17 protein-coding genes and 1 tRNA gene are annotated in these 26407 nt (G+C 41.9%); 16 read left to right on the forward strand and 2 right to left on the reverse strand.

Annotated features, from left to right (window positions below; all coding sequences use genetic code 11):
- The first annotated feature begins 8 nt into the window (after positions 1 to 8).
- The 11 genes from GT348_RS08345 (at position 9) to GT348_RS08395 (ending at position 18441) form a co-directional block, all read left to right on the forward strand.
- Entirely contained in the window at positions 9 to 9191 is a 9183-nt protein-coding gene (locus tag GT348_RS08345; RefSeq protein ID WP_408865163.1) for a hemagglutinin repeat-containing protein, read from the forward strand.
- Positions 9192 to 9262: 71 nt separating this feature from the next.
- Positions 9263 to 10702 (forward strand): hypothetical protein, encoded by a 1440-nt coding sequence (locus GT348_RS08350; protein WP_160619303.1) that lies wholly within the window; start codon positions 9263 to 9265, stop codon positions 10700 to 10702.
- 18 nt (positions 10703 to 10720) lie between these two features.
- Positions 10721 to 11158: a hypothetical protein gene (locus GT348_RS08355; RefSeq protein ID WP_160619304.1), complete on the forward strand. Its 438-nt coding sequence runs from the start codon at positions 10721 to 10723 to the stop codon at positions 11156 to 11158.
- 117 nt (positions 11159 to 11275) lie between these two features.
- Positions 11276 to 12319 carry a hypothetical protein gene (locus GT348_RS08360; protein WP_160619305.1) on the forward strand — a complete coding sequence of 348 codons (1044 nt, stop codon included), beginning with the start codon at positions 11276 to 11278 and terminating at the stop codon, positions 12317 to 12319.
- 48 nt (positions 12320 to 12367) lie between these two features.
- Complete coding sequence (locus GT348_RS08365) at positions 12368 to 12805, forward strand: hypothetical protein (RefSeq protein ID WP_160619306.1); 438 nt, start codon at positions 12368 to 12370, stop codon at positions 12803 to 12805.
- A gap of 179 nt (positions 12806 to 12984) precedes the next feature.
- Positions 12985 to 14058 carry a hypothetical protein gene (locus GT348_RS08370; RefSeq protein ID WP_160619307.1) on the forward strand — a complete coding sequence of 358 codons (1074 nt, stop codon included), beginning with the start codon at positions 12985 to 12987 and terminating at the stop codon, positions 14056 to 14058.
- A 22-nt stretch (positions 14059 to 14080) separates the two neighbouring features.
- A complete protein-coding gene (locus GT348_RS08375) occupies positions 14081 to 14518 on the forward strand; it encodes a hypothetical protein (protein WP_160619308.1) in 438 nt (145 codons plus the stop codon).
- 141 nt (positions 14519 to 14659) lie between these two features.
- Positions 14660 to 17089: a hemagglutinin repeat-containing protein gene (locus tag GT348_RS08380; protein WP_160619309.1), complete on the forward strand. Its 2430-nt coding sequence runs from the start codon at positions 14660 to 14662 to the stop codon at positions 17087 to 17089.
- Positions 17090 to 17099: 10 nt separating this feature from the next.
- Positions 17100 to 17540, forward strand: coding sequence for a hypothetical protein (locus tag GT348_RS08385; RefSeq protein ID WP_160619310.1), 441 nt, complete (start codon positions 17100 to 17102; stop codon positions 17538 to 17540).
- Positions 17541 to 17721: 181 nt separating this feature from the next.
- Positions 17722 to 17898: a hypothetical protein gene (locus GT348_RS08390; RefSeq protein ID WP_160619311.1), complete on the forward strand. Its 177-nt coding sequence runs from the start codon at positions 17722 to 17724 to the stop codon at positions 17896 to 17898.
- Between the two features lie 84 nt (positions 17899 to 17982).
- Complete coding sequence (locus tag GT348_RS08395; protein WP_160619312.1) at positions 17983 to 18441, forward strand: hypothetical protein; 459 nt, start codon at positions 17983 to 17985, stop codon at positions 18439 to 18441.
- Positions 18442 to 20922: 2481 nt separating this feature from the next.
- On the opposite strand, the gene GT348_RS08400 is transcribed toward GT348_RS08395, so the two are convergent.
- Both GT348_RS08400 and hemE read right to left on the reverse strand, forming a co-directional pair.
- Complete coding sequence (locus GT348_RS08400; RefSeq protein ID WP_160619313.1) at positions 20923 to 21621, reverse strand: HAD family hydrolase; 699 nt, start codon at positions 21619 to 21621, stop codon at positions 20923 to 20925.
- A complete protein-coding gene (hemE, locus tag GT348_RS08405; protein ID WP_160619314.1) occupies positions 21621 to 22682 on the reverse strand; it encodes a uroporphyrinogen decarboxylase in 1062 nt (353 codons plus the stop codon). The genes GT348_RS08400 and hemE overlap by 1 nt, the downstream gene beginning before the upstream one ends.
- Before the next feature lie 366 nt (positions 22683 to 23048).
- On the opposite strand from hemE, the gene GT348_RS08410 reads away from it, so the two are divergent.
- The 5 genes from GT348_RS08410 to GT348_RS08430 all read left to right on the forward strand — a co-directional run bounded on the left by GT348_RS08410 (position 23049) and on the right by GT348_RS08430 (position 26324).
- Positions 23049 to 23672, forward strand: a complete 624-nt coding sequence (locus GT348_RS08410) for a Maf family protein (protein WP_160619315.1) — start codon at positions 23049 to 23051, stop codon at positions 23670 to 23672.
- Between the two features lie 70 nt (positions 23673 to 23742).
- A tRNA-Ala gene (locus GT348_RS08415) sits at positions 23743 to 23818 on the forward strand.
- 139 nt (positions 23819 to 23957) lie between these two features.
- A complete protein-coding gene (locus GT348_RS08420; RefSeq protein WP_160619316.1) occupies positions 23958 to 24854 on the forward strand; it encodes a metal ABC transporter solute-binding protein, Zn/Mn family in 897 nt (298 codons plus the stop codon).
- Complete coding sequence (locus GT348_RS08425; protein WP_160619317.1) at positions 24851 to 25516, forward strand: ATP-binding cassette domain-containing protein; 666 nt, start codon at positions 24851 to 24853, stop codon at positions 25514 to 25516. The genes GT348_RS08420 and GT348_RS08425 overlap by 4 nt, the downstream gene beginning before the upstream one ends.
- Complete coding sequence (locus GT348_RS08430) at positions 25503 to 26324, forward strand: metal ABC transporter permease (RefSeq protein WP_160619318.1); 822 nt, start codon at positions 25503 to 25505, stop codon at positions 26322 to 26324. The genes GT348_RS08425 and GT348_RS08430 overlap by 14 nt, the downstream gene beginning before the upstream one ends.
- The last annotated feature ends 83 nt before the right edge of the window (positions 26325 to 26407 follow it).

A 26407-nucleotide genomic window follows, 5' to 3' on the forward strand; every position in this document is an offset into this window, starting at 1 on the left:
GTTCAATCATTGCAGCTGAACAAAATTTAGCTTTCAATGCAGGCTCAGTCCAAAACTCCGGCCTTATCTCCGCTCAGTCTGGACTAACCCTCAACAGTGACAGCACCCTTTCCAACCAAGGTGAGATCTCAACTTCTTCTGGTGATTTATCCGTCACAGCTAAGGGAGATCTCGATAACAGCCAGGGTAAGATTCTTAACGCAAATGGCAGCCTAATCTTACAATCTGCTGCTCTATCTAATAAGGGTGGAGCCATTGAAAGCACAGATACTTTAAAAATTAATGTAAAAAACTATAGTTCAGATAAAGATTCTATACTCACAACAGATAAAGACCTTATTTTTAAAAATGAAAACCATTTTGATAATGACGGTCTTCTGGGCGGAATCACAAATACTATTATCGAAACAACATCTTTTATAAATAATGCACACGGCCAAATTCTGTCTAATTCCGGTGATATTTCTATAAAAGCCAATAGTCTTACAAATGCAGGTCTCATTAATAGCGATAAAGGCCATATTGGCATCGATATTGCTCAGGATGCTACCAATAGTGGCTCAATCTTCGCTTCATCACAGAACATGGAGATCAATGCCCAATCCTTGAGCAATTCAGGCCTTATCTCTGCCCATTCTGGACTAACCCTTAACAGTGACAGCACCCTTTCCAATCAAGGTGAGATCTCAACCTCCTCTGGTAATTTGTCCGTCACAGCTAAGGGAGATCTCGATAATAATCACGGAAAGATTCTTAATGCAGATGGGACACTGACGCTAAACTCCGCGGCTCTTTCCAACAAGACCGGCACTATTGAAAGTGCTGGCAATCTAAACGCCATCATCGCAAATTATAATTCTAATAAAGACTCTGTCCTCACAGCCAATGAAACCCTCTCTCTTAAGGTCAATAAATCTTTCAATAATGAAGGGCTTGTTGGCGGCATAAATGGCACATCTCTGCAAACATCTCAGCTCATTAATGGCTCAGAAGGACAGTTCCTTGCCACTTCTGGTGATGTCACAGTCAAAGCGGATAGTCTCACAAATGCAGGTCTCATTAATAGCGATAAAGGCCGTATCGACGTCGATATTGCTCAGGATGCTACCAATAGCGGCTCAATCTTCGCTTCATCACAGGATGTGAATTTCAAAGCAGGATCGCTCAATAACTCCGGCCTTATCTCCGCTCAGTCTGGACTATCCCTTAACAGTGACAGCACCCTTTCCAACCAAGGTGAGATCTCCACTTCCTCTGGTAATTTATCCGTCACAGCTAAGGAAGACCTCGATAACAGCCAGGGTAAGATTCTTAATGCTGATGGAAATTTGACCCTACAATCCGCCACTTTATCTAACCAGGCAGGAACTATTGAAAGTGCCGGTAATCTCAATGCCACCATCGCAAATTATAATTCAAATAAAGAGTCTGTCCTCACAGCCAATAAGACCCTCTCCCTTAAGGTCAACAGCGCTTTCAATAATGAAGGACTTGTTGGAGGGATAGATGGAACGTCTCTGCAAACATCCCAGTTTATTAATAGCTCACAGGGGCAGTTCCTTGCCACCACTGGCGATGTCACAATCAAAGCGGATAGTCTTACAAATGCAGGAAATATCCGCAGTGAAAAGGGACATGTTAGTGCCGATATCACCAATGACGCCACGAATAGCGGTACAGTCGTTGCAGCTGAACGAGATGTAAATTTCGAAGCAGGGGCGGTTAATAACTCTGGTACAATCGCCTCTCTCAATGGCATGCACATTAAGAGCAAGAGCACTATTGCAAACCATAATGGCCAAATCTCAACAAATAATGGCACTTTACTCATCACAGCCAATAACGACCTTGATAATAGCCAGGGCAAAATCCTTGATGCTAATGGGGATTTAACCTTACAGTCAGCCAGTTTATCTAACCAAGCAGGAGCTATTGAAAGTGCTGGTAATTTAAATGCTGATATTACAAATTACGGCTCTGACAAAAACTCTACTCTCTCAGCTCAAAAACTCCTAAATATTACATCTTCAGAACAAATTGATAATGAAGGTCTTATTGCTGGTGGAACAGGTGCCATTATAACGGGAGGCACTCTCCTTAACGGAGGGGATGCAACGTTAGTTACAATTAATGGTGATCTTGGTTTAACACTTTCCCATGATGTTCATAATAATGGCCTGATCAGAACACAAAATGATCAGTCAAACCTGTCACTTTCTGCGGACTCTTTAGATAATAAAAGTGATATTCTCTCACAAGGAGAACAGCATCTATCTCTTCATGGAGAGATGAATAATCAAGGACGTATTCGTTCTGAAAAAAGCTTAAACATGGCTGTAGAAGGCAAAGGAGAAAATACCGGCCTTCTTTTCAGTATCAAATCCATGATTTTGTCTTTCAAAGAACTATTTAGTAATAATTCTGGCCAAATTGGTACAAAAGAAGATTTTGTCACTATCAAATCAGGGCAATTAGATAATCAGAACGGCAAAATCATAGCTCAGGGTGGCGCACTTGATATCCAAAATCAAAATGATGCCACCAATGATAAGGGCGTTTTGCAATCTGATGGAAGATTGTCTTTCTCTACAGGGGATCTGAGCAATAATGGTGGCTTGATTCTCAGCACAGCTGATCATGTTGCCCTCAATGCCAGAAGAATCAGTAACCAAAATGGAAATATCCGTTCAAATGGTGATCTGACAGCGTATTTAACACAATATGATTCAGACCAGAATTCGGCATTAAGTGCACAAGGGAATTTAGTAGTCACCTCTTCAGGCGCAATCGATAATGAAGGCGTTATGGGCGGCATTTTGGGCACTGAAATTAAAGCATCTCAGCTCAATAATGGTCTGCGGGGCCAGCTTATTTCTACTAAAGGCGGCATTAACCTAGATATTATAAATGACGGAACACTCAATAATGATGGAATTATTGAGACCCTGGTCGCAGGACATACCCTCAGAATAAATGCAGGAACACTCCACAATAATAACTCTATCCTTTCATCAGACATATTTACAGGTAACATCAACACTGACCTTTATAATAAGGGCGTAATTTATAGTACGAATGATTTCTCACTAAACCTACAAGGCACCCTCAATAATGAAGGCCAAATCAGCAATGATAACGGCACATTAGACCTTAATGCCCGTGCGATTAATAATCAGAGCCAAATATTCACATCTGGTAGTGACTTAAAAGTACAAACCTCTTCAATAGCCAATGATAACGGACAAATTCAGTCAGCTGGCTTTCTAACAGTGCAAAGCGATAGGCTGTCTAATCAGCATGGAACACTCCTTGCTGATAAAAATATCACTATTAGAACAGCCATTACAGACCAGCCTTTGACAGAATTTAATAATAATCAGGGCATTATTCAGGCGGGGCAAGAACTTAATGCCACAGCATCCTATCTGGATAATCGCAATGGTACATTGCTCGCTTTAGGGGGCAATCTAACATTTAATAATGATGTCTCCCTCACATCTGATGCTCAACTCCATAATGAATCTGGGTCGCTCAAAGCATCGGGAGATCTGCATCTCAGAACGTCACAATGGCAAGATAACGCTCAGTCTGTTGTCAGTGCAGGTCAAACATTATCTTTCACTGCTGCTGGGCTAATGGAAAATAACGGCACCATTATAGCCGGACATGATCTGACTTTCACAGCAGGTGGACTGGATAATAAAGCAGCATCTGGTGGTCAGGGTGGTTTAATCGCCAGCCAAAATGGCGCTATGCATTTTAGTCTTAACGGTTCTGAAGGACTAAATAACGCAGGCCATATTGAAACACAGCAACAAAATCTAACAAGAAGTTCTGCGCCCTCTCTCGATATTCAAAGTCAGGGCCCTGTGCATAATGAAGGTGAACTCTTATCTTTGGGAAGTTTGTCATTATCCTCTGATGGTTCTATCGATAATAGCGGGAAAATCGGTGCCCTTGGCGGTAATCTGACATTAAAAGGCCACTCTCTTACCAATAAAGGGAATATAGCGTCATCAGGTCAAGCAAACCTTACTGCTTCAGACACGCTCCTCAATAATGGGCAAATTTACGGTGTTAACGGCCTTACAGCAAATAGCGACAAAATCACCAACAACCAGGGTCAGATGAGTGCACAGAAATCTGTCTCTATAACAGGGTCAACATTAGATAATAGCAACGGCACTATTATTTCTGGACAAGATGCCCTTTTGATAAATATTGCTGATCTTACCAATAACCAAAATGGCATTATTCAAGGGGCAGGTCCTCTTACCATACAGAATACCACGCTTGATAATCATGATAATGGGCGCATTATTAGCACAGCAGACTCTTTAAATATCAGAACCAGCAAAATCAGTAATCAAAACGGCATATTACAGGCCCAAAGAGATATTGCCCTTTACATAGATGATCTTGATAATAGCAATAATGGCTTTATTAACGCTATTACCGGTAGCTTTGCCCTTACCGGAAATACGAACCAGGCAACACGCTCTGTCTATAATAATAACGCCATAATACAGGCACAGCATGATTTAAGCTTAACCACCGATAATTTCGAAGGCCTTGGCGGCAAGCTTCTCCAGCAAGATCAAACTGGCAGCCTTATTTTAACAGCAGCGAATAACTCAGCTCTTAATTTAAATGCCGATGATAATAGCCTCCACGCAAAAGGAAATCTCACACTTAAAGCACATTCGCTCGGTAATTTAACTCAAATCCTGGCAGGTAATGCCCTTGATGTAGAGACTGAGGGCGACATAACAAATAATATTCTCTTTCAGTCTGGCGGAGATGCAAGCCTTCATTTGAGCGGTAATTGCATTATCCAACCCGGATATGGCCTATTAGCCGGAGGTAATGCCACAATTAACGCTGCCTCCATCACCAATAATGGCGCGCTTATGGCGCAATCCGGCCTGTTAAATATCCAGTCAAACCAATATATCACCAATAATGCCCTTATAATGGGCCAGGCCATAAGCCTCACTCTTCCTGGACAGCTTACCAACCAAAAAGGGGCTATAGAGGCACAGTCAGGCTCAATTTTCATTGGCGGCATAAATGGGGCAGAGGCTGGTGATGTTATTAATAGAGGCGGGCTGATCTCAGCTGATAGCAATAAAAGCGATATAGAAATTCATGCCAGCTCTCTGAAAAATATTTATGATGGAACCATAACAAATAAAAAGGAATCAAAAGAGCTGGCTTTCACCACTAAAGGTTCCGGTGGTGGCGAATATAAGGTTCCCAAAGGACTTTTGGATAAAAACGGCAATCAGGGAACAGGTTATATCACTATAAAAGCTGTTAAACGTAAGCCCAAAAAAAACCGTGGTGGCTCAAGCCTTTCGGAAGACAGCACAACTTATGAGCTTACGGGAACCAGCAGTCTTATATCAGCCGGTCGCGATATTAAAGTTACAACAAGTGGCGGTATTGATAATGATGCCAGCCATATTGCTGCTGGAGGAAATATTCTGCTCCAGGGCGGTAACCTTAAAAATATCGGTTATGTGAATGAAAAAATTTTCTACCTCTTTTGCAATGACCACAAAGGATGCCGCTGGGATAGCAAGAACTCCAGCATCCCCTTTACTGATGCTGATGGAAATTTAATAAATGAGAATGGTTTCGCAAAAAAAGGTCATAGACAGGCAAAAGCCCAATGGGGGCCAACAGCTCATTCAGCGTCTAATGCAACAGGAAGCATTGTAGCGGGAGGTGACATAGTTGGTAAACTTACAGGCGATATTGATAACGTAACAAAAATTGAACATGCGAAAAAAGGCTCTCACCCCTCTTTTAGTGGTGAAAAACCTGACGGCCTTAATGCTGTATCAGCAGGCGATATAAGCGCTACAAAAGCAGGGGCCGTTAATTCAGCCAATGCTTTGCCTGATTTCCAGGGAGGAGGCCTACCATCTGTAACCGCTTCTGCTGCAACACAAAAAGCCTCGACAACACTTCCAGGCTTTACGGCTGAAACTGATCTTTCAAATAACTCTCAAATTGATGGCGTAAAGCAGGGTCAGCTTCCTGCTAATTACGTACCAACCCTTCCTACAATCAATAATACTGCCCCTTCAGAGGGCAAAGGACCTCAACCCCCGCCCATCAACAATACAAAACCATCCCAGGGAACATCTTTACCATCCGCAGGAAGTGGCGTAACAGCACCTCCGGGAACAAATATCCCGGGCTTGCCATCCGCAGGAAGTGGCGTAACAGCACCTCCAGGAACAAATATCCCGGGCCTGCCATCCGCAGGAAGTGGCATAACGGCACCTCCGGGAACAAATATTCCGGGCTTGCCATCCGCAGGAAGTGGCATAACGGCACCTCCGGGAACAAATATTCCGGGCCTGCCATCCGCAGGAAGTGGCGCAACAATACCAGCAGGGACAAATATTTCAGGTCTCCCATCAGCTTCAGGCGGGAATAATACAACATCAGGCACAGCTCACCCCATAGCACCACCAACAGGAAGTGACGTAACAGCTCATCCAGGGGCAAATAATCCAGGCCTCCCTTCGGCTAATAATGAGCATAATCATTCTTCGGGTGGGGCCACGATAGCAAGCCCCACCATTCCCGCGCCATCTCCTGGGGCTATGACACCCCCTGCTATGGCAACACCTATTTTACCAACGTCATCTATCAGTCAGGTCGTTAATGCCATTCCGGGAGGGTCAGCACTCTTTGTGCCTAATCCCTCGCCTCAAGCGCATTATGTTATTGAAACAAACCCACGTTATTCCTCACTTCAGGGTTTATATGGCTCTAGTTACCTCCTTAAAAGATTAAGCCATAACAAAGCTGATTATGCCTTTTTGGGTGATAATGGCTTTGACACGCGATACGTCCAACAACAAATCGTTTCGGCTACGGGACAAACCTTCTTAGGGGCGAATTATCAAACAGCAAATGACCAAATGCGTAATCTTCTTGATGCAGGGACTAAAGAAGCACAGCAACAAGGATTAGAATTTGGCGTTGCCTTAACAGCAGAACAGCAGAAAAAACTAAAAGAAAATATCGTCTGGTATGTGCCGGTTATTATAGATGGCAAAACTGTTCTTGCCCCTAAAGTTTATCTCTCACCTGATCAGGCTGTCATCACAGATGGGGGCACGATTTCGGGTAAGAATGTATCTCTTACAGGCCGCTCAGTTCATAATAGCGGCACCATTAATGCAAGCGATAATTTGGCCCTAACCTCAACAGAGGGCGATATTGTCAATGCTGGCGGCACACTCTCTGGGGGCACTGTCGCCTTAAATGCCATAAAAGGCTCTATCATTAATGAAAGCCAGCTCAATACGTATCAAATAGCGGGTGGCACGCAGCAAGATGTTAGCTCTACAGGGCATATTATCTCTAAGGGTTCGGCCCTTTTAACAGCACAAAAAGACATTCACTTTAGCGGCTCTTCTCTCACCGCAGGAGGTGATACAACCCTCCTTGCCGGAAATGGCATTACACTCGATGCTGCTGTAACAAGCGCCACTCAGGCCATAAGCTATCATCATTATCGCCATACTGCCGATGCCACCAAAAATACAGGCTCATCAGTCATAACAGGTGGCGACCTCACTATGGGCGCTATTGGCGGCGATCTAAACCTCGCAGCATCAGGTATTTTAGCAGGAGGGTCGGCAAGCCTTACCGCTAAAAAGAATATCACTTTAGGCAGTAGAACCGATAGCTCATCAAGCTATACACGCACCAAATCAACGGGCTTTCTCAGCAAAAAGGTTGTTACAACATCCACAAGCAGCAGCACTGAAATTGGCAGCTTGGTCGGTGCCAAGGGCAATATCACCATTGCCGCAGGGCATGATCTATCTGTTGCTGGTACGGTCAGTGGTGGCAATAATGTCTCTCTTATTGCAGGCAATAAAATTGAAACATCCGGCCTGCAAGATAGTTTCAGCTCTTATTATCACAAGAAAAAATCAGGCCTGGGCGCAAGCTTTAAAGGCGGCATGCTCTCTGTTGGCTATGGCAAAACCAAAAATACACAAACAACCGATGCAACAAGCTGGACAGCCAGCCAAATTACAGCCGGCAAAGGCGACCTTAGTGTAGCAGCAGGCGGGGCCATCCAGTTTAAAGGCACTGACTTGTCTGCCGGTCATGACCTTTCTGTCAGTGGCTCTTCTGTTGGTTTTGATACGCTGCTTAATAGCAGCAAACAAACACAAAAACTCTCCTCAAGCTTTTTGGGACTAAAGGCCGGACTGTCATCAGATTCAGCCGCAGGTCAGGCTCAGCAATCAGCTCAGGCTGCTAACAATATGTCGGGCAAAGATAGCGCGGCAGGCCAAACCCTTAATGCCATGCAGGCCGGCTATGATATTGGAAAAAGTGCCTTTGATTATCTCAATGGAAATCATACAACACTTGCCGGTATTTCTGCCTCATTAGGCTTTAACAAGTCTAAATCTTATGCTGAACAAAAAGAGAGCCATATATTAGGCTCTTCGGCCATAGCGCAAAATAAACTCAGCGTTGTCGCTCGTGGCGATAATAAAGATGACGCCAATAACGGCACCCTTAAAGCTGTGGCCGCACAAATTGCTGGTAAGGATGTCTCCCTCTCTGGTCAAAACATCATTTTGCAATCAGGGTGGAACACATCAGACCAGCATAGCACATCTAAACAAAGCGGTATTTCCGCTGGCGCTGAACTTAACTTTGGAACAAGCGGATTTGAACTTAGCGCCGTTGGAAATACTCAGCAGGCCAAACAAAAAGCCAATGGCCACAGTGCCACATCTGTCGATACAACCATTTCCGCTACTCATAATGTCACTATAAACGCTCCAGGCCATACAGTCCTCCACGGCGCTGAAGTAAATGGCGATCAGGTCTCTATCAATACAGGCCATCTCGACATTACCAGCCCTCAAAATAGCTCACGCTATAAAAGCTCTACCAAACAAGGCGGTCTTAATGCTTCAATCCCGGCTTCTGGTTTCGACATGGCAAGCGGCGGGGCAAGCTTTGCCAATCAGACTATTAAAGATAACTATCTCTCAACAGGCAAAAAGCTTAGCGGTATTTATGCCGGTAAAGGCGGGGTGGATATTCATGTCGCTCATGAAACCCACCTTAAGGCAGGGTTATTACGAGCGAGGCTGATAGCACCAAAAATCATTTCGATACCAAAAAGCTCATAACAGAGAGTGAAGATAACCTCTCTCAATGGAAAGCCCAGAGCAGTGGCGGCGGCTTAAGTCTCGGAAAAGACATGATGGGCAGTGTCACGGGCGCCCTTGGTGTGATTGGCAGCAACATCGCCGCTAACTCTGGCGTTATAACAGGAGGGGAGCGCAATCATAATGAAACATCACAAAGCCACTCTGTTATTAGCGGTAACATTAATGTTCAGGCAGGCTCTATAGAGGGCCATTATGACACTGACATTAATAAGGCCAATGGATATTTAGATAATAAGTTCGATGCCAAAAAACTCGCCAACCAGCTCCAGAACAGCCGCGTCGGCATGCAGCTCGTTGGTGAAGTCGCCGGCCAGATTTCCGATGCTTTGGATGCTAATGGTATTAGTGGCTTTGGTGAAGGCGGGATAGGGCGCTTAATTGTTGAAGGCGGAGCCGGGGCCGCTGTGGGGGCCATCACAGGAGGTAACCCAATAGGTGATGCTGCCAGCATTATTACAGGTGGTCTCGCTGCGGCACAAACGCGGGCCCTGGCCAAACAAATTGGCAAGTCACTTAGTGATGACCCCAACACTCAAATCATCATTGCCAATATTATTAGTAACGGCGTTGCCGCAGGGGCAGGCGCTGCTACAGGCGCTGTTGTAGGGAGCGGAAACTCCAAGCTTAACGCCTTGGAAGGGGCGGCGGCTTCTTCTGCTCTGCAACAATATAACCAGGCCAATGATAATAACCCCAATGCCGATAAAACAGATAAAACAACTGACAAAGCTATTGGCCTCATTCTGACAGGCGGAACATTTGTTCCTGTTGTCGGAAGTGCGGCCTCTTTACTGCTCGGTGCCTATGACTGGCTGCATGGAAACAAGGTCGATGCCGCTATGGATATAGCCCTTGTTGTTCCCAGCTTTATTGGAGTGGGGGGAGAAGCAAAACTTGCCTATAAAGGGGGTAAATATGTTTATGAGGGCACTGAACATGCCCTCACAAACGAGGCCAACCACGCAACTGACAGCACAATTAGCCAGTCTGTTAATCATGGAGCAGGTGAGAACAAGGCGCTTTCTGGAGATAAAGAAACTAGTGCCGGCACTAAAGACACTACTAGCACTACAGATGAAAGCATCAGCCATAGCGAGCAAAAAACACCTCGTGAAATCACCAAAGAAGAGGATATTTATACTAATTCCGACGGCAGTGTTTTTGGTGAAGACGGAAGCAAGCACTTCATAAAAGAAATTAGGGGTAACAAAGATCCCAACCAGGCTGCTTTGGACGATTATAATAAATTTAAGAAGCTTTACCCTGAAGCAACAGAAGTAGAGCGTATAATAAATGGCGTAAAAACTAAGTCTTTGACTTTACCAGAAAAGGACGTTTACATAAACTACCGCCCAGCTGGAGCAGCCAGCGGCCGTACTCCAGATACAACCGCAACCCTGGATATTAATACGCCAAAAGCGCAGGAACTAATCAAACACAAACTCTTAAAGATTAAATATACAAAATAATTGCGAAAAGGTGATGTAATGACCGACAGAGAGTTCTGGGAATGGTATCAAGACCCGATGACAGATATATATTATGAACCCTGTAGTCTTACGGGTTTATTTGCACGATTTCACGTAATTTCAGGTAGGGACAAAGAGAACATTCAAGGTGCCTTAGATTTCGCTTATAGGCTGGCAAAATGTTCTTTGGCTAAATTTGACCTAGTACCAGATGAAGATCCCCTTTCAATTATAGATAAATTATCGAAAAATATTCCTACAGATGCAGAAGCCAGATGGCTGTGGGAAAACCACCTATTTTACTTGGTAGAAAAAGGAATGACTCTTATAGAAGAGTGCAATCTTAAAGAAGAGACAGAAGAAGTCTCTCCACTGTTCAAAGCAAAACTCACAGCTATGTTTGAAGAACATGGTGTAGGCTTCGATAAGAAAGCTTTCGTGCCAATTCAGTTTTAAATTGCGATAATAAACGGTTTTTATAAATTTCGTTCCTGGTTCAAAACATATTAAAAAGATGTCCTGAATAGTTAACACACGCTCTGGTTGTGCTCTGCGTGCCAAATAACACAAGGCATGCAGCTCGTTGGTGAAGTCGCCGGCCAGATTTCCGATGCTCTCGAAGATGCAGGCGTGCCGGGGTTTGATGGGACTGACCCCACAAAAAATATAGGTCGCATCATATCAGAAGCGGCAGGCACTGCCCTTATATCTTCCATTACAGGGGGCAATGTAGGCGCCGGAGCAGCAAGCAGCATTGCGGGTAATATAGCCACTGGCATTGCCCTCGATGATATCGCCAAATGGGCTATTAGTGTTACAGGGCCAGATCATGAAGACCTTGCATCATCTATTACCAATGCTGGCGAAAACATTGCCGGCACAGCAGCAGGGGCCGCTATAGGCGCTATTATTGACGGCAATGCAGGCGCTGTTAATGGTGGTTCTATTTCTTCGACCATTCAACAATATAATGGCGTTTATGAAAAGCTCGCTGAAAAGGCCATAAAGGCAGCAGCCAAAGCCGCCAGAAAAGCAGGCCATCCCAAATTAGGCGATGCTATTGAAGATAGTGAAAGCACGATTAATGAAATCGTCGAAGAAGGTGAACATCAAGCCGGAAAAGCAGTAGATAAAGCCAAAGACGTTATAGACGACATTGTCGAAGCACCAAAAACAAAAACAGAGGAAAATCCTAATCCCTCCGATCAGGTCTCTCAAGATAGCCTCAATCCTTCTCAGCAAAAGACACCACGTGAAATCACTAACGAAGAGGATGTTTATACTAATCCTGATGGAAGTCTTTTCGGTGAAGATGGAAGCAGTAAAGGGATACGAGAAATAAAAAACAATGATGATGCAGCAAGTGAAGCAGAGAATTTTGTAACAAAATTAATAGGTAAACGAAAGGTACAACGCATTATACAGCTACCCCCTATTAAAGGTGTGTCAGGCGGCAAGACGTATATTATAGATAACAAAAATGCCATAACATATCGTCCTGCAGGTGCAGCGGGGAAATTAACTGATAAGACCACTGTCAACGTAGATGTTAATACCGAATCGGCAAGAGCACTTAATAATGGAGAACAATTAAAATTTAAATTTTTACAGAAATAAACAAAACATTAGAAAAACTTACTTTTACTAAATGACGGAAACAATATCATGAACGACCAAAATTTTTACGATTGGTACCAAACTCCTATCAGACGTATGTACAATTGTGATTGTAGTTTACCGTTCGTATCTAGGAATTTTATATCTTTTGAAAATGTTACAAAAGACTGGGCACAAAATAGTCTAGATTATCTTTATAGAACATTTGTATGCTCACTATGTGAAAATGAAATAGATGACCCAGGAGAAAATATTTTTATTTTAAATCGATTAGCAAACTCTGATCCTTCTAATTTAGATGGCTATGGTTATTGGGAGGCTTATCAGTTTCACCTTACTGAAAAGGGCATGGCCCTCGTAAAAGAATGCAATCTTGATCTAAACTCACAAGAAATTTGCCCTCTTTTCAAAGCGAAACTCACAGCGATGTTTGAAGAACATGATGTAGGTTTTGACAAAAAGGCCTTTGTTCCAATTCAGTTTTAAATTGCGATAATAAACGATTTCTATAAATTTCGTTCCTTTTTCGGAACATATTTTAATATCTTCTGAACAGTTTATACACGCTCTGGTTGTGCTCTGCTTTCTAAATAACGCAAGTTGCACAGCTCATCAGTGAAGGCGGGATAGGGCGCTTAATTGTTGAAGGCGGAGCCGGGGCCGCTGTGGGGGCTATCACAGGGGGTAACCCAATAGGTGATGCTGCCAGCATTATTACAGGCGGTCTCGCTGCAGCACAAACGCGGGCCCTGGCCAAACAAATTGGCAAGTCACTTAGTGATGACCCCAACACTCAAATCATCATTGCCAATATTATTAGTAACGGCGTTGCCGCAGGGGCAGGCGCTGCTACAGGCGCTATTGTAGGGAGCGGAAACTCCAAGCTTAACGCCTTAGAAGGGGCGGCGGCTTCTTCTGCTCTGCAACAATATAACCAGGCCAATGATAATAACCCCAATGCCGATAAAACAGATAAAACAACTGACAAAGCTATTGGCCTCATTCTGACAGGCGGAACATTTGTTCCTGTTGTCGGAAGTGCGGCCTCTTTACTGCTCGGTGCCTATGACTGGCTGCATGGAAACAAGGTCGATGCCGCTATGGATATAGCCCTTGTTGTTCCCAGCTTTATTGGAGTGGGGGGAGAAGCAAAACTTGCCTATAAAGGGGGTAAATATGTTTATGAGGGCACTGAACATGCCCTCACAAACGAGGCCAACCACGCAACTGACAGCACAATTAGCCAGTCTGTTAATCATGGAGCAGGTGAGAACAAGGCGCTTTCTGGAGATAAAGAAACTAGTGCCGGCACTAAAGACACTACTAGCACTACAGATGAAAGCATCAGCCATAGCGAGCAAAAAACACCACACGCTAATGATTATGATCCAGATGAAAAAGTATGGAGAAATCCTGATGGAAGTCTTATTGGTGAGGCTGGAAGCGACCCGGGGAAAAGAATTATTCAAAACAATGAAAACCCAGCTGGCGCAGCAAAAGACTTCATATTAAAAATGATTGACGGACGCAAATTTAAAACAAAAGTTTTACCCCCTATTAAAGGAGTACCAGGCTCAAAAGTATATATTTTAGAAGATGGAACGGCTATAATCTATCGCCCTCCTGGAGCTGCTAGTGATCTTACAGATAAAACGACCGTAAGTGTTGACGTAAATAGTCCTGCTGCGTTAAAGACAAACGATAATGTAATTTTAAAATTTAAATTTTTATTAAAATAAAAAATATTAGAAGGCAAGATAAATGAATAGTCATGATTTTTTATATTACTATCAAAAATCTTTTAGACTCATGTGGGATACTTATTATAGTCTACCATCTTTATTTCCATGTTCTGGTGGTTACAAAAATTTTACTAAAGAATGGTCTCAGAACTCTTTAGATGTAATCTATAGACTTTTAGAATGTTCTCTAGCTATAAACCATGATGAACTGGTAGAACAAAATCGGACCATCTTATATCAGTTAGCAACATTTAACCCCTCAACTATTGATGGATATGCTGTTTGGGAAACTTACCAGTTTTGTTTGACGAAAGCAGGAATAATTCTTGCAAAAGAGTATAATCTTTTCAACAAACCAAGAGAACTCTCTCTTTCATTCAAAACACGTCTTAGTTCCATATTTGAAGAACATGGTGTTGGGTTTGATAAAAAGGCTTTCGTGCCAATTCAGTATTAAATTGCGATAATGAACGATTTCTGTAAATTTCGTTGTCTGTTCGAAACACATTTTTAATATCTTCCGAATAGTTAATACACGCCCTGGTTGTGCTCTGCTTAATAAATCGCAGGTGGGGCCATCCAGTTTAAAGGCACTGACTTGTCTGCCGGTCATGACCTTTCTGTCAGTGGCTCTTCTGTTGGTTTTGATACGCTGCTTAATAGCAGCAAACAAACACAAAAACTCTCCTCAAGCTTTTTGGGACTAAAGGCCGGACTGTCATCAGATTCAGCCGCAGGTCAGGCTCAGCAATCAGCTCAGGCTGCTAACAATATGTCGGGCAAAGATAGCGCGGCAGGCCAAACCCTTAATGCCATGCAGGCCGGCTATGATATTGGAAAAAGTGCCTTTGATTATCTCAATGGAAATCATACAACACTTGCCGGTATTTCTGCCTCATTAGGCTTTAACAAGTCTAAATCTTATGCTGAACAAAAAGAGAGCCATATATTAGGCTCTTCGGCCATAGCGCAAAATAAACTCAGCGTTGTCGCTCGTGGCGATAATAAAGATGACGCCAATAACGGCACCCTTAAAGCTGTGGCCGCACAAATTGCTGGTAAGGATGTCTCCCTCTCTGGTCAAAACATCATTTTGCAATCAGGGTGGAACACATCAGACCAGCATAGCACATCTAAACAAAGCGGTATTTCCGCTGGCGCTGAACTTAACTTTGGAACAAGCGGATTTGAACTTAGCGCCGTTGGAAATACTCAGCAGGCCAAACAAAAAGCCAATGGCCACAGTGCCACATCTGTCGATACAACCATTTCCGCTACTCATAATGTCACTATAAACGCTCCAGGCCATACAGTCCTCCACGGCGCTGAAGTAAATGGCGATCAGGTCTCTATCAATACAGGCCATCTCGACATTACCAGCCCTCAAAATAGCTCACGCTATAAAAGCTCTACCAAACAAGGCGGTCTTAATGCTTCAATCCCGGCTTCTGGTTTCGACATGGCAAGCGGCGGGGCAAGCTTTGCCAATCAGACTATTAAAGATAACTATCTCTCAACAGGCAAAAAGCTTAGCGGTATTTATGCCGGTAAAGGCGGGGTGGATATTCATGTCGCTCATGAAACCCACCTTAAGGCAGGGGTTATTACGAGCGAGGCTGATAGCACCAAAAATCATTTCGATACCAAAAAGCTCATAACAGAGAGTGAAGATAACCTCTCTCAATGGAAAGCCCAGAGCAGTGGCGGCGGCTTAAGTCTCGGAAAAGACATGATGGGCAGTGTCACGGGCGCCCTTGGTGTGATTGGCAGCAACATCGCCGCTAACTCTGGCGTTATAACAGGAGGGGAGCGCAATCATAATGAAACATCACAAAGCCACTCTGTTATTAGCGGTAACATTAATGTTCAGGCAGGCTCTATAGAGGGCCATTATGACACTGACATTAATAAGGCCAATGGATATTTAGATAATAAGTTCGATGCCAAAAAACTCGCCAACCAGCTCCAGAACAGCCGCGTCGGCATGCAGCTCGTTGGTGAAGTCGCCGGCCAGATTTCCGATGCTCTCGAAGATGCAGGCGTGCCGGGGTTTGATGGGACTGACCCCACAAAAAATATAGGTCGCATCATATCAGAAGCGGCAGGCACTGCCCTTATATCTTCCATTACAGGCGGCAATGCAGGCGCAGGGGCCGCAAGCAGCATTGCGGGTAATATAGCCACTGGCATTGCCCTCGATGATATCGCCAAATGGGCTATTAGTGTTACAGGGCCAGATCATGAAGACCTTGCATCATCTATTACCAATGCTGGCGAAAACATTGCCGGCACAGCAGCAGGGGCCGCTATAGGCGCTATTATTGACGGCAATGCAGGCGCTGTTAATGGTGGTTCTATTTCTTCGACCATTCAACAATATAATGGCGTTTATGAAAAGCTCGCTGAAAAGGCCATAAAGGCAGCAGCCAAAGCCGCCAGAAAAGCAGGCCATCCCAAATTAGGCGATGCTATTGAAGATAGTGAAAGCACGATTAATGAAATCGTCGAAGAAGGTGAACATCAAGCCGGAAAAGCAGTAGATAAAGCCAAAGACGTTATAGACGACATTGTCGAAGCACCAAAAACAAAAACAGAGGAAAATCCTAATCCTTCTGATCAGGTCTCTCAAGATAGCCTCAATCCTTCTCAGCAAAAGACACCACGTGAAATCACTAACGAAGAGGATGTTTATACTAATCCTGATGGAAGTATCTTTGGTGAAGACGGAAGTGATAAACAAATAAGAGAAATTATAACCGACAAGGAGCCTAATCAGACTGCCTGGGATGATTATAATAAATTCAAAAAGCTTTACCCTGAAGCAAAAGAAAGAGAAATTGAAATAAAAGGCGTAAAATGCAAAATCTTATCTTTACCTGAAAAAGATATTCACATAACCTACCGTCCAGCTGGAGCGGCAAGTGGTCGAACCCCAGACACAACAGCAACTCTGGATATTAATACTCCAAAGGCTAAAGCATTAAACAATAATAAAAAAATAAAGGTTAAGTATTTAAAACAAGATTGAAGGTGTTGTTATGGACGACAAAGAGTTCTGGGAATGGTATCAAGATCCAATGATAGACATATATTATGAGACCGAGAGCTTAACGGGCTTATTTTCACGATTTGGAATATTACCGAGTAAAAACAAAGAACACGTTCAAAACGCTTTAGATTTTGCCTATAGACTAATAAAATGTTCTTTAGCTATATTTTACGTTTTGCCTGAAGATGATCACCCCTATCTGATTATAGATAAATTATCAAAAAACATTTCTCCTGATATAGACGGAATAGCGGTGTGGGAAACTTACCCTATTTACTTGACAGAAAAAGGTATGGCTCTTATCGAAGAATGTAATCTGAAAAAAAGGACAGAAGAAGTTTCTCCACTTTTCAAAACAAAACTCACAGCGATGTTTGAAGAACATGGCGTAGGCTTCGATAAAAAAGCTTTTGTTCCTATTCAGTATTAAAAACAGACATTGGACAATCTCTTCATATTTCATTACTGGTTCAGAACGTATTAAAAAATATGTTCTGATCTATTTATGCACGCTCTGGTTGTATTCTGCTTAATAAATAACGCAAGTTGCACAGCTCATCGGTGAAGGCGGGATAGGGCGCTTAATTGTTGAAGGCGGAGCCGGGGCCGCTGTGAGGGCCATCACAGGGGGTAAACCAATAGGTGATGCTGCCAGCATTATTACAGGCGGTCTCGCTGCGGCACAAACGCGGGCCCTGGCCAAACAAATTGGCAAGTCACTTAGTGATGACCCCAACACTCAAATTATCATTGCTAATATTATTAGTAACGGCGTTGCTGAAAAATAAACAAACTGTTAACATAATTGTTATAAAAAAATTCTAGATTAGTAAAAGTCAATTATTTAGTAGCAATTATAGAAAGATACAATAATGAACGACAAAGAATTTTGGGAGTGGTATCAAGACCCGATGACAAACATGTATTACGAAACTTGGAGTTTACCACGTTTATTTGTTCAATTTGATATAATTTTTGGTGAAAATAAAGAAAATACTCAAAACGCCTTAGATTTTGCTTACAGGCTAGCAAAATGTTCTTTAGCTAAAATCGATCTTGTAGAAGAAAAACGCACTTTATTGGCTATAAGAGAATTAGGAAAAAGTATTTCTAGCGATATAGATAGCCACATAATATGGGAAACCTGCCAATTTCACTTGCTAGAAAAAGGGAGAGCTCTTTTAGACGAATGCAATCTAAAGGGAAGGCCGAAAGAAACATCTCCACTTTTCAAAGCTAAGCTTACGGCTGTGTTTGACGAGTATAATGTAGGTTTTGACAAAAAAGCTTTTGTGCCAATTCATTACCAAAAATTAGACGATAGACGATAGACGATAGACGATAGACGATAGACGATAGACGATAGACGATAGACGATAGACGATAGACGATAGACGATAGACGATATATCCGTGTTTTGTTGATGGTTCGCAATATATTAAAAAAAATATTCTGGCTGGCTAACACACGTAATAGTTGTATTTTACTTACGAAATGACAGAAGGCGATGCGCGAATTATTATTACGGATATTAGTAGTAACAACGTCATCATAGGCTAGAAGGCTAGAAGGCTAGAAGGCTAGAAGGCTAGAAGGCTAGAAGGCTAGAAGGCTAGAAGGCTAGAAGGCTAGAAGGCTAGAAGGCTAGAAGGCTAGAAGGCTAGAAGGCTAGAAGGCTAGAAGGCTAGAAGGCTAGAAGGCTAGAAGGCTAGAAGGCTAGAAGGCTAGAAGGCTAGAAGGCTAGAATAACTGAGAACTTAGTGATGGCAAATTTAATATAGGGAAAGCTAAAGTTTTTTATTTTTGGTTAGCTTTAAAAAAGTTAGGATCCTAAAAAAAGCAAAATAACACACGCTATAGTTGTATATTATTTATAAAATCCGGAGCATTGTCCAGCAAGATTATGTTGTTTTAGGGAATGAGTAATTTTAAAAAAATGGTATTTTAAAAAGCCACTAAGTTCCATTAACGTTTGCACTGTTTTTTCTGCAGTTAGCTGGTAAGAAAACTTTATTTTACTATAATAACTTAATAAGTGTTCTTATAAAAGTAAGCGCCAGAATAGCAACAAGCTAGGGAAATTTGAGCAGTTTTAATCTAAAAGATGGTGTGACGAGTAAGCTGAGTCTTCTTATATTTAATAATAAAGAATAAGACTATTTTATTCATATTGTTTCATCACTAAAAATGACTTAGTCAAATTAGTAGACATAAGTTATATTTTGTATCTCTATTCAGGTAATTTTTATAATATATATTTTCTATTTTTTAAATTACCTAGAAATATTGTCTATTATGAAACAAATACCATCAATTTTTTTCATAAGAATTTAAATTGAGAATTTAGTAGATGGCTTATAGTGATAAAACTAGAGCAAATTATACTGATATTTTTTTTAGTATGAAAGCAAAACACTTCTTTTACTTTATAGCCTGTATAATGGAGCTGCAAGAAAAGCTGGAATGATAATTATTTTTTCAGGATTCTGGAGGTTATGGCTACGCTAAACATCATTCGTTTGAATAGATTTTATCATTATGAGTGGGCATTGTTACCTGAAGTTTTGGGAAATCTATTTTATCGACAATTTCAGCACCAGAAAATAAAATTAAATATTTTAGAGAGTATAGATTATGAATAATAAATTCAAAAATATTGATTTCTCTTTTTTAGCAAATACCAAGTTTAAATTAAATATCTTATTTTTAATTTATTTTTTTATAATGATCTATATAGAATTTTCTAAGTATGAGACCGGTTATTTATACATACATAGAGCCATAACATTGTCTTTTTTTGCTGTAAGTGTTTTTTTCGATATTTGTTTTTACGAGAAAATTAGAAAAATGGTTAAGGCTAAATATTATTATACAATAAGCATTTATATATACATAATTTCGATAATTTTTGCTGTTCTCAAAGATTATACTTACATATTATATTTTATTATTAATCCACCATCCTTTTTATGGCTTTTTTTTATTCCATTAGATTCTGACCCTTCTAGAATAGCTTTAGTCATTTTTATACCGGTCATGTGGATTTATTCTTTTATAGTTTTGCCCATTTGCCTTTTTAAATTTAGAAAGTAATCTTTTTGTAATGCGGTAATAGTTTTAATAATTTTACAAAAAATCTGTTTTTTCAGATTTAGCAAATTCTAAGCTATATATCGTGGCTCAATGGCAAGAATGCGGGCAAAATTAACGTCTAGAATAAAATAATAAGTTCTTTTTGCAATAAATTTAATGACAGAATTTATATCAATAATGACCTTATTAAAAGGAACTAGAATGTGCAGCTATGAAAATTTTATAAGCCAAATTTGAAAGATATATTTCACATAAAATTTGTTAAAAGCAAGATAAATAACGTCTAATAACAAACTTAAAAATGCTATCGAAATCTATATATGGAGCCAAAGAATAACTTGTCATTATACTCATTGAAAATTTTGTTTTAGCTTAATTATAGCTAATAAGCATTACTGTCATTCTAGCCCACTCTGTCATAGAAGACAGTCTTTCTGACGTTACAATGATATAACAGGACTAGCGATATTAATTATAGTTCCGGCAAGCTAGGCTAAAAAACAGATAAGGCGACTGGCTTAGTTTTTACTATTAAAGCATTTATTCTTTATGACTGAATGCATCGCACAATTAAAATCATTTTTTTTGGTTATAGTATTTTTTTATCAATATGTTTCGGTAAAAAAACATATTATTTAAAACCCGCCTTTTTGTAAAAAATTAAATTTACAAAAAAGCGAGTAACGTTAGCTCTGAAATAACGTTTCACAAATACTCTCTTATGTCCCCAAGCTTGTTGCTAATTTTGGCAATAAAAGTGGCATCATTTCAGAAAGATTTGTGATGTGCACAAAATGAGGCGTTGGCCAAAAAGAGGGTAATTTATGGTCTTTATCACGTAAAAGTAGACATGACATTCCTGCACGCCTTACTGACTCAGCACCGACATCGCTATCCTCAACCACTAACGTTTCCTCAGGGGATACACCATGTTGTTTGGCTGCATAAAGATAAACGTCTGGTGCAGGTTTGGGGCACCCCATATCATTGGCTGAATATATGCGATCTTTCGGGATTAATTTATCCATCCCGGTATGACCAAATTTAACATCCATTTCCCTAATGGAAGAATTTGATCCTACAGCAAATGGAATATTATGCTTTCTTAAATCTTCTAGCAGCTTCATAGCGCCTTCAATAGGCTCAGCATTGCTTTGCATCAGACGAATAATATTTTGTCTTAATTTCGTCTCTGTATCTTCAGGTAAAGACGATCCTATTTTATCCTCAAGGAACTTTACAACCTGTGATTGTGTCATCCCTGCAAATGTTTCAATGGCATCTTCATCTGAAACATGCACTCCTTTAGAGCGAGCGAACTCTGCCGTAGCACGGCAGGAAGGTCGTTCACTATCAATGAGCACTCCGTCACAATCAAAAATGACGAATTTGAGCCCGTTTCGTAATTCATTAGTCATCACACATTCCTCACGCTATCAACCAGTAAAGCAACGTTTTCTGGAGGGGTTTGCTGCATTACGCCATGACCTAGATTGAACACATGAGGACGCCCTCGCAGGCTATCTCTGATACGTGTCGCTTCTTTCACCAAAGCGTCTCCGCCATTGAGAAGGATCATTGGATCCAAATTTCCCTGAAGGGCAAGTTTAGACGGGACCATAGATGCTATTTTGGTAGGATCGGTCACTGTATCAAGGGCTAAAGTATTGACGCCTGTTTTTTCTGCATATTCCACGGCCATAACACCTCCAAGGCGGGGAAAGCCTATGACAGGAACCGAAGGATGTTCTGCACGTAAAAACTCAACAATCTGACGTGTAGGTTCTATAACAAACTGCCTGAATTCCTGTGGAGGTAGTAACCCGCCCCATGAATCAAAAAGCATTACAGTTTGAGCACCAGCACGAATTTGTGCGCTCAACATTTGAGCTGTTGTTGTAACTAGTAGATCGATTATTTTTTGAAAAAGAGGCGTGTTTTGCAGCATCATTTTGCGTGTTTGTGCAAAATCTCGTGAACCACCGCCTTCTACCATGTAGCACGCTACGGTAAAGGGGCTCCCGGCAAATCCTATAAGGGTTGTTACATCAGGTAGCTCTTTTGCAAGAATCGACAATGTTTGCTGCACGGGTCTTGTTGCTTCAAGGACCCGATTTTTATCAAGTAATTTTAGATCTGCTTCAGAACGAATAGGCTCTAGAACTGGGCCTTTTCCTTCTACAAATGCAAGGGACTGTCCCATAACCCAGGGCAGAATAAGAATATCAGAAAAGAGAATAGCGCCGTCCATTTTATAGCGCCTTATGGGCTGAACTGTCAGCTCTACAGCAATATCTGGCGTCATACAGCGCGTTAGAAAGTCGGCTTTGGCACGCATTGCACGGAATTCTGGTAGATATCGCCCAGCCTGACGCATGAGCCATATAGGAGGGGGCCAAACTTCATGACCTTGCAGTGTATGCAAGAGAGGTTTTTTCACTGAAGTTTTTTGAGGCGATGAGAAGTTATTCGATGTCATGCCATACTCTAATCATAAAATAAGAAATAAAGAAATTCTGAGGTAGTAAAGGAAGGCTGTGGATATCGGGGTACCCGGCTTTCTTAAAATGTACCCCGTTTTACTCACACTGTGTACAACTTATAAAATGAGGCTGTATAAGGGGTGTAGCAATCTATCCCAGTTTTTCCACAGTAAGGCTGTGTACAATCCCCCATTTTTGACAGTGTACGGTTTCATCCCCGGTACTCTGTACGTTAAGGGCACAGGGTGTGTACAATCCCCACGTACCCCAGTACGCACATTATTTATCCGCAGAGCCTGGTACTTTCTTGGCAAAGGAAAGATCCTTTTTCTTCTGGAGTCGTTTGTAGGAGATTTGAGTATATGTTTCTTCCATTGCGTAAGCCTTTTACTCTGGCCAGTGGGTCGAAAATACGTCGTGAGATACTCCAACACGCTGGTATTAGCCCAGATATCAAGCCTGTTGATCTTGATGAAGAGGCCATTCGTCAAGATGCAATCTCTAAAGGTGCATCTCCTCAAGAGATTGCTATGAGATTAGCGCAGGAAAAAGCCTATGAAGCGGCTGCACAATTATCTCATGATCATGTTATTTTAGCGGCTGACCAGATTTTGGAGCTGGATGGTAAGATATTTTCCAAGCCTTTATCTTTAGAAGAAGCCGCAGGCCATTTACGCGCCTTAAGAGGTAAAACCCATAATCTTCAAACGGCTCTTGTCCTTCATGCAGAAGGGAAGATTATTTGGCGTTATGTTAGTACGCCCAAATTAACAATGAGGTTATTTTCTGAGAGTTTTTTAAAGCATTATTTGGATGTTGAGGGTCATGAGGTGCTTCAATCTGTAGGAGCATATCGCATTGAAGCACTAGGTGTGCATCTTTTTTCTCATATAGAAGGAGATAGGGATGCCATATTAGGATTACCTTTATTGCCTTTATTAAGTGCTCTGAGGCAGCATCATATTTTATCAGATGATTTTAGCTAAAGAAAAACTCTTGCTTTGTGGAGACGTGCAGGATATAGGACAAGCCAGATAGTTTTATATGTCTATCTACGGGGCCATAGCTCAGTTGGGAGAGCGCCTGAATGGCATTCAGGAGGTCGTCGGTTCGATCCCGATTGGCTCCACCATCAAAGCTTTGATAGCTTGATGGTCAGGTAACGTAATTTTTCCCGAAAATTTCTGGCTTTTCTAGTGTTAGGGCTTATTTTGCTCTGCATTATGTTCTTCTATAACATAGGAGAAATCGGCTAGGCGAAGGGAATAAATATGCGCTTTCTAAGGCGTGCCTCTAAATATTTTTTCTTCATTTTCTGTAGTTTTTGCAGTGTTTCTGGTGGGTTTCATACAGAACATGCCCGGGCTGCGTCTCTTTCTCTTTTATGTGTTGAAACGGTTTGGTGTGATGTTGCTCAGCAAATTGGTGGTTCAAATTTAAAGACTAAGGCTCTTTTAACAGCACCGGGTATTGACCCCCATCATTTTCAACCTTCGCCTTCACTCATTCGCTCTGTTAAGCAAGCAGACGGTTTTTTGGCTAATGGCGCGACTTATGATGATTGGGCTCTGGCTTTTAGGCACGCTGATTCAAACCGGTTTGTAGCTTCTGAGATTGGAAAATGGCGCAATGGGGAGGATCCACATCTCTTTTTTCAACCAGAAATTATTCATTCTGTAGCACGTGTTATTGCTGTTTGGCTTGAGCAGAGAGACCCACAAAACCAGAAAATTTATAAGGATCATTTGGCAAAGTTTGAGCAGAGCCTTGATGATCTTGATAAAAAAATATCTTTATTCAAAGAACGTTATAAAGATATTCCTATTGCCATTACTGAGCCAGCTGGTGAAAGGTTGCTCTCTAAAACAGGCCTTAAAATTATAGATCAGCGCTGGGCTTTATCGGTAATGAACCAAACTGGAGTTTCTGCACAGGAAACGGCCTTGTTAGAACGTGCTTTAACACAGCATAATATTGCAGTGTTAGTTGTTAACCCGCTTGTAGCGTCAGCCCAGATTAATAATTTGGTTTCTATAGCTAAGAAGCATCATATTCCCATTATCACGATTGGTGAGACTCTTCCTGCTGGTCAGACCTGGCAAGGTTGGATGAATCACATTCTTGATCAGCTTGCGAGTGCCCTAGATAAAAAAGAGCTGCAAAGGTGAAGCGAACTTATCTTTCTTTCACAGAAGCTTGTCTGTCTATTTCTGGTAATGTGATTTTGCAAAATGTAACCCAGTCTATTCTTTTAGATGGGGTTTTAATTCTTAGAGGGCGCAATGGGGCAGGAAAGACCACGCTTCTTAAAGCACTTCTGGGCCTTGTGAAGCCACAGAAAGGCAAGGTTTCTGTTTCTTTTGAACCTTCTTGTAAGAAAAGGCCGGTTTTAGGCTATATGCCTCAAAAAGTTGGCCAAGCTGCCGCAATGTTGCCTGTTATAAGCCATGTGGTGGCTAGTTTAGAGGGGCATTGCTGGGGTATATCATTTAGTAAAACACGGCAGAAGCGCGCTTTAGAACTGCTTGAATTAACAGGTGCAGGTTTCTTGGCAGATCGTCCTTTGGGTGTTTTGTCAGGGGGAGAACGTCAGCGCGTGGCATTGGCCCAGGCATTGGCCTCTAAGCCAGATGTGCTTATTTTAGATGAACCTTTGGCAGCATTAGACCAGCAAGCCAGGCAGGAAAGTTTAGAGCTTTTTGGTCAGCTAAGAGAAAAATTAGGCCTAAATTTTATTATGACCTCACATGAGACTTTACCTCTTGAAGGTTTGTCTTATCCTATTCAGGAGATAAGGTTAGAAAAAGGGCGCATTTATGTTGAGCTATGACTTTATGCGTCATGCTTTTTTAGGCTGTTTTCTTGTCTCTTTGTTAGCTGGCTCTTTGGGGTGGTTTATGGTGGTGCGGCATCAAATTTTTGCTGCTCATGCCTTACCTCATATAGGGTTCAGTGGGGCTGCTGCTGCCTTATGGCTTAAGATTTCACCTTTTGCGGGAATGATTTTATTCAGTTTAATTGCTGGATTTTTTATGGCGTCGGAAGATCGCAAAAAACATGTTATACCTCTCTCTTCTCAGCGTGAGACAATGACAGGGCTTGTTTTGGCGGCCAGTTTGGGATTAGGGGTTTTTTGTCTTTACGAAGCGAATAGTGCCTCTAATCAAGCGACGACGCTGCTTTTTGGAGATGTGTTGGGGCTTAGCTTTAATGTTTTGCTTGCTTTAGGGGCTGTGACACTTATCTGCCTCATAGGGCTTGCTATTTTGTGGCGCCCCTTACTTTTTGTAACTTTGGCTCCTGATTTGGCTGAAGCACGTGGTGTGAAGCTTTCTGTCATTTCATATGGCTTTATGGCGCTGGTGGCTCTTGCTTCGGCTGCTTGCTCAGAAGTGGCCGGAGCACTACTTTCTTTTAGCTTAATGATAGGTCCCCCAGCAGCAGCTTTAAAGCTAGGTTTGACCCCTCTTAAAGGGCTGGGATTTTCTATAGTGAGTGCTCTATTACTCTCATGGGGAGCGTTAATTACGGCCTGGTTTACAGATGTCCCAATAGCCTTTTTGATTGGTATTGGGGCTGTATTACTTTATTTTCTTGCCGGTCGCTTTAGCTCTTGGAGACAGCTTCAAAAATCTTGAAGACTGGTAGCGCCCCAGTGGATGAGCGCGATAAAAAGAACAAGAAATATGTGAATGCCAATAAGCACTCTCATTGAAATAAC

The organism is Aristophania vespae (assembly GCF_009906835.1).
Taxonomy (GTDB): Bacteria; Pseudomonadota; Alphaproteobacteria; order Acetobacterales; family Acetobacteraceae; genus Aristophania; species Aristophania vespae.

What these genes read in the sequence shown, in the direction of transcription:
- GT348_RS08350 (WP_160619303.1), top strand. Translation starts at nt 9,263, where the DNA reads ATGATGGGCAGTGTCACGGGCGCCCTTGGTGTGATTGGCAGCAACATC.
- GT348_RS08355 (WP_160619304.1), top strand. Translation starts at nt 10,721, where the DNA reads ATGACCGACAGAGAGTTCTGGGAATGGTATCAAGACCCGATGACAGAT.
- GT348_RS08360 (WP_160619305.1), top strand. Translation starts at nt 11,276, where the DNA reads ATGCAGCTCGTTGGTGAAGTCGCCGGCCAGATTTCCGATGCTCTCGAA.
- GT348_RS08365 (WP_160619306.1), top strand. Translation starts at nt 12,368, where the DNA reads ATGAACGACCAAAATTTTTACGATTGGTACCAAACTCCTATCAGACGT.
- GT348_RS08375 (WP_160619308.1), top strand. Translation starts at nt 14,081, where the DNA reads ATGAATAGTCATGATTTTTTATATTACTATCAAAAATCTTTTAGACTC.
- GT348_RS08385 (WP_160619310.1), top strand. Translation starts at nt 17,100, where the DNA reads ATGGACGACAAAGAGTTCTGGGAATGGTATCAAGATCCAATGATAGAC.
- GT348_RS08395 (WP_160619312.1), top strand. Translation starts at nt 17,983, where the DNA reads ATGAACGACAAAGAATTTTGGGAGTGGTATCAAGACCCGATGACAAAC.
- GT348_RS08400 (WP_160619313.1), bottom strand. Translation starts at nt 21,621, where the DNA reads ATGACTAATGAATTACGAAACGGGCTCAAATTCGTCATTTTTGATTGT.
- hemE (WP_160619314.1), bottom strand. Translation starts at nt 22,682, where the DNA reads ATGACATCGAATAACTTCTCATCGCCTCAAAAAACTTCAGTGAAAAAA.
- GT348_RS08410 (WP_160619315.1), top strand. Translation starts at nt 23,049, where the DNA reads ATGTTTCTTCCATTGCGTAAGCCTTTTACTCTGGCCAGTGGGTCGAAA.
- GT348_RS08420 (WP_160619316.1), top strand. Translation starts at nt 23,958, where the DNA reads ATGCGCTTTCTAAGGCGTGCCTCTAAATATTTTTTCTTCATTTTCTGT.
- GT348_RS08430 (WP_160619318.1), top strand. Translation starts at nt 25,503, where the DNA reads ATGTTGAGCTATGACTTTATGCGTCATGCTTTTTTAGGCTGTTTTCTT.